Source organism: Streptomyces sp. KR55, from assembly GCF_052245645.1.
In the GTDB taxonomy this organism is placed as follows: domain Bacteria; phylum Actinomycetota; class Actinomycetes; order Streptomycetales; family Streptomycetaceae; genus Streptomyces; species Streptomyces flavusporus.
In genome coordinates this window covers 1-3,938 of sequence record NZ_JBQQCE010000663.1, presented here as the reverse complement: position 1 = coordinate 3,938, position 3,938 = coordinate 1, and the positions used below count along the sequence as shown (strand labels likewise).

The following is a 3,938-nucleotide window of genomic DNA, read 5'->3' as shown; positions in this document are numbered from 1 at the left end:
CATGTACCTGGTGACAACCGACATCCAGCTCGGCGCAGTCGTCGTCGCCCCGGAGTGCGCCGACGACCTCGACGACGAGACCCGTGCCGTCATCGAGGGCGCCGCCTTCACCTGGCGCCCCGACCTCCAGGCTTTCACCATGCCTGGCCAGGACCGCGAGGCAGGCGCGCGGATCGCCGTGGCGCTCGCCGAGCTCGGGCACGGCGTCCTGGCCTGCTGACCCAGCCAGCACCAACCCAGCCCGTCGGCGGGGGAGTGGCGCTCCCGCCGCCGGGCCTCGAGCCGGTGGCGGGGGCAGGTGCTGCGCCCGGCAGGATGTTCCGCGCGGCGGCCGCGTCCGGCAGCCCCGGTGAGTTCGGCTGCGTGCCGTCCCTTGGGGCCCGGAGATGGAGGCGTACACCAAGCCCGGACAGGACCGGGACGAGTCCCTACGGATCGCTGGAGTGCTGATTGTGCTTGGCTGCACCGTTTTGACCCGCTGACCCTGGTCAGCACCCTGATCCGATCCGGCGGCGGGGGGTTGATGGCGCTCTTCGGAAAACGGCTGTGGCGGAAATTTCGTGACGGCCAGTTCTAAACATCCGCCATGGCCCGTGATGTCCGTTGTCCAGCATGTTGGCCGTGGGGGACGAACAGCACTTCTGGGATCTCGTGTGGCCTGACGTCGAGGGACTGATCATCGATGCGGTGGACGTCGTCGGAAACGTCGTGTGGATCGATCTGCACGCCAGGCAGCCGACGGTGAAGTGCCCTTCACGCGGTGTCTCGGCGTCGCGTGTGCACAGCACGTACATGCGGAGGCTGGCTGACCGTCCGCTGGGCGGCCGGCGGGTGCTGCTCCGCCTGCGGATCCGGCGGTTCTTGTGCGACAACGACCTGTGCTCCCGCCGGACCATGGCGGAACAGGTGTCGTGCCTGACCACCCCGTACCGGCGACGCACCCAGTCGCTCGCCCGGATGGTGCAGGCGATCGGGCTGGCCGTCGGTGGCCGGGCCGGCGCTCGGCTCGCCGGCTATCTGCCGGTGCGGGCGACCCGGGACGTAATCCTAGGGGAACTCCGACGGCTCCCGGACCCGCCGTCCAGCCAGGTCACGGTCCTGGGCATCGACGAGTTCGCGTTCCGCAAGGGCGCCACCTATGGAACCGTGCTGATCGACGTCGAAACACGGCGGCCGATCGACCTGCTACCCGACCGCACCGCGGACGCGCTGGCCGCCTGGCCCGCCGACCACCCCGAGATCAAGGTGATCTGCCGGGACCGGTGCAGCACCTTCAGCCAGGCCGCCGCCCGTGCGGCCCCCGACGCGATCCAGGTTGCAGATCGCTGGCATCTGCTCCACTCGCTCGCCCGAGCTGTCGAACGCACCGCTCACCAACACCGTGCCTGCCTGCGCAAAGACGCCGAGACTGGTGATTTGGACCACTCCGAGGAGCCGTCGGACTCAGCCGCCCTGGCGGCACTGATCGGACCGCCGGAGCCGAACGACCCACCCGACGGCCAGCTCCTGGCTCGCGTCCGCCAGTGGCATACGGACATCCACCAGCTGCGCGAACGCGGCTGGACGATCAGCGCGATCGCCGACCGCCTGGGCCGCGACCGCAAGACGGTGCGCCACTACCTGACGACCGACCTCGACCAGATCCTCGCCTCGGCCCGAGAGCGCCGCCCCAACGGCCACATCAACCGCTTCAAGCCCTACCTGCAACAACGCTTCCGCAGCGGCGCCACCAACGCCGCGGCCCTCTTCCGCGAGATCCGCGAACGCGGCTACCGCGGCAGCCGCGTCGTGGTCACCAAGTACATCGCGACCCTCCGTGCCGGCACCGCCGCCCCGGAACCACGCCAGCCTGTTCCCAGTCCCCGCCGCATCACGACCTGGATCATGCGCCGCCCCGACACCCTGACCGACAGCCAGCGCGAACAGCTCGACCGCATCCTGGATGCCTGCCCCGACCTGGCCACCGCCCGCGAGCTCGCTCACGAGTTCAGTGCCATTGCCCGCGAACGCCGAGGTCACGACCTCGCGCACTGGATGGCCCGTGCTCTCGATCAGGGGCCACAACCGGTCCAGGGCTTCGCGGCCTTCCTCCAGAACGATTGGGACGCCGTCGTCAACGGCCTGACGCTCCACTGGAGTTCCGGCGCCGTCGAGGGGCAGGTCACACGCATCAAACTGATCAAACGCCGGTCATATGGCCGTGCTTCCTTCGCCCTCTTACGAACCTTCGTCCTCGCCCAACCACCGTGACCTTCACAGCGTCAGACGCGTCGCCCGCGCTTGGTCTTCGCGCGCATACGTTCGCGAAGCTCGGCCTGGTAGAAGGCGGCTTTGTCACCGCCCAGCTCGAAGTACTCACAGATGTCGGCGACCGTTTCGGCGTCTTCCGCAGTACCCGTGAGCCCGATCTGGACGAGCCCCCAGAACCCTTCCTGAGCGTGGGTCCGGCATCCGTCACCCAGACCCGCGCCTTCTGTATCCAGCTCATAGTCGCCGGAGCTCGCGGCCACGAACGACAACGTCTGCAGCAGCACGTCTCGGGCCAGTGTCGAGAGGTCGCCCGCCAGCGCGGCCATGATCACGCCGACCGCCGGCGGAGTGCACTCGAAGATGATCGTGTTTTCCTCTATGTGACCATCGAGGGTGTACCCGATCATGTCCCGGGGCGTCTCAGCAGTGATGATCGCCTCGATCAGAAGAGGCACATGCTCCGCAGAATCGCCGCAGCCGCACTCCAGCGAAGCCCAATCGACCCGTCGCAGTTCTGCGCGCACCAGCTCACTGACTACCACCGCAGACCCCCAAGAGCCATGCCGGACCCCGCGCCCCGGCGCTAGCGATCAAGCATGACCCAGCTGTCGGCCTCACCGCCATCAGGTGCTTCACGAAATATCCGCCACAGCCAATTTCAAGGAGCCCTAACAGCGTCGGGCGTCGCGGCCGGCGGGAACTGCCGCTGTCCGATCGCGCGCAGGCCACCGGGCAAGACGTTCGCAGTACGCTCCTCTGCCTACGCGCCGCCGCAGGAAGGGCAATCCGATGACGGACCGACGTGATCCCGACGCCTACGGGCCACACAGTCCCGACTACGGGCTCTCCTACGATCCGGATCCGTGGGCGGACCCCGAGCCCATCGACGACCCCGATGCGTGGGAGAGCGACTTCCAAGAAGGCGATCCCAACGACGACCACGAGGAAGGCCTATGGGAGCAGGCGTTCCGCGAGGGATGGATCACCCGCGAGCAGTTCGCACAGCGGCGTCACGGGCCGAACAGCCCGAAACCCGAGGCCGCGGACCCTGAGCCCGCTCTGCGAAAGGCCGTGGAGAAGCTCCAGGATGAGCTCGCCAACGGCCGCCTGAGCGACGACGAACGTGACCCAAAAGGCGCAGACCCTCGCCTCGCTGATGCGGATGCTCGGACCGACCGAGTAGCACGTCGCGCTCGTGACGCTGTCGGTGGCCGTGAGCACGAGCTGACAGTCTGCCGTCGCGTCAGTTCCTGTCGGTAGCCTTGTGCTGAGCGCAGGCAGTCGACCGTCGACGCCTGCCCAGCGGCCGGTCAGGATCGGAGGCTGATCCGTTGAGTGTTCCCTCCCAGCATGGTCCGGGGGAAACCCATGTGCCCGCGTGGGGGCGCAAGTTGACGGTGGCGTGCCCGGCGTGCGGTCTACCCACACACCGCCACCGCACCATGCACTACGACGGGGTGAACGTCTACCGGCCTCAGGCAGGCCCGGACCCCGCTCGTGTGGCCGGGAGCGGCGAGCCGGATGCGGAGGTGGCGTGGATCGCGCTGATCCCGGGCGATTATCCGGACCGGCTCTTCGCCGCCGACGAGGTCTACCATCTCGCTGGAGGGATTGCCTGGCCAGGCCCACATCACCGCGATTACGGAAATGCCAAGATCGCCCACGACGCCTGCTGCCCGGGCCTGCAC

At 68.3% G+C, this 3,938-nt stretch carries 5 protein-coding genes; 4 read left to right on the top strand and 1 reads right to left on the bottom strand.

Features of this window, described 5'->3' with window-relative positions; translation table 11 throughout:
• Window positions 1-220 (top strand): hypothetical protein (locus tag ACTWQJ_RS47870; RefSeq protein ID WP_443312646.1); only part of this gene is annotated, 220 nt, incomplete at its 5' end.
• A gap of 401 nt (window positions 221-621) precedes the next feature.
• Window positions 622-2,250 (top strand): ISL3 family transposase, encoded by a 1,629-nt coding sequence (locus ACTWQJ_RS47865; RefSeq protein WP_443312645.1) that lies wholly within the window; start codon window positions 622-624, stop codon window positions 2,248-2,250.
• An 11-nt stretch (window positions 2,251-2,261) separates the two neighbouring features.
• Here the strand turns inward: ACTWQJ_RS47865 and ACTWQJ_RS47860 are convergent, their stop codons facing one another.
• Window positions 2,262-2,774 (bottom strand): hypothetical protein, encoded by a 513-nt coding sequence (locus tag ACTWQJ_RS47860; RefSeq protein WP_443312644.1) that lies wholly within the window; start codon window positions 2,772-2,774, stop codon window positions 2,262-2,264.
• Between the two features lie 265 nt (window positions 2,775-3,039).
• Between ACTWQJ_RS47860 and ACTWQJ_RS47855 the strand changes: the two genes are divergently transcribed.
• Together ACTWQJ_RS47855 and ACTWQJ_RS47850 are read left to right on the top strand one after the other, a co-directional pair.
• Window positions 3,040-3,510, top strand: coding sequence for a hypothetical protein (locus tag ACTWQJ_RS47855; RefSeq protein ID WP_443312643.1), 471 nt, complete (start codon window positions 3,040-3,042; stop codon window positions 3,508-3,510).
• A 182-nt stretch (window positions 3,511-3,692) separates the two neighbouring features.
• The coding region (locus ACTWQJ_RS47850; RefSeq protein WP_443312642.1) for a hypothetical protein at window positions 3,693-3,938 on the top strand (246 nt) is incomplete at its 3' end.

Bases quoted from the DNA above. Each gene is read 5' to 3' on its own strand.
- ACTWQJ_RS47855 (WP_443312643.1), top strand. From the start codon at position 3,040: ATGACGGACCGACGTGATCCCGACGCCTACGGGCCACACAGTCCCGAC.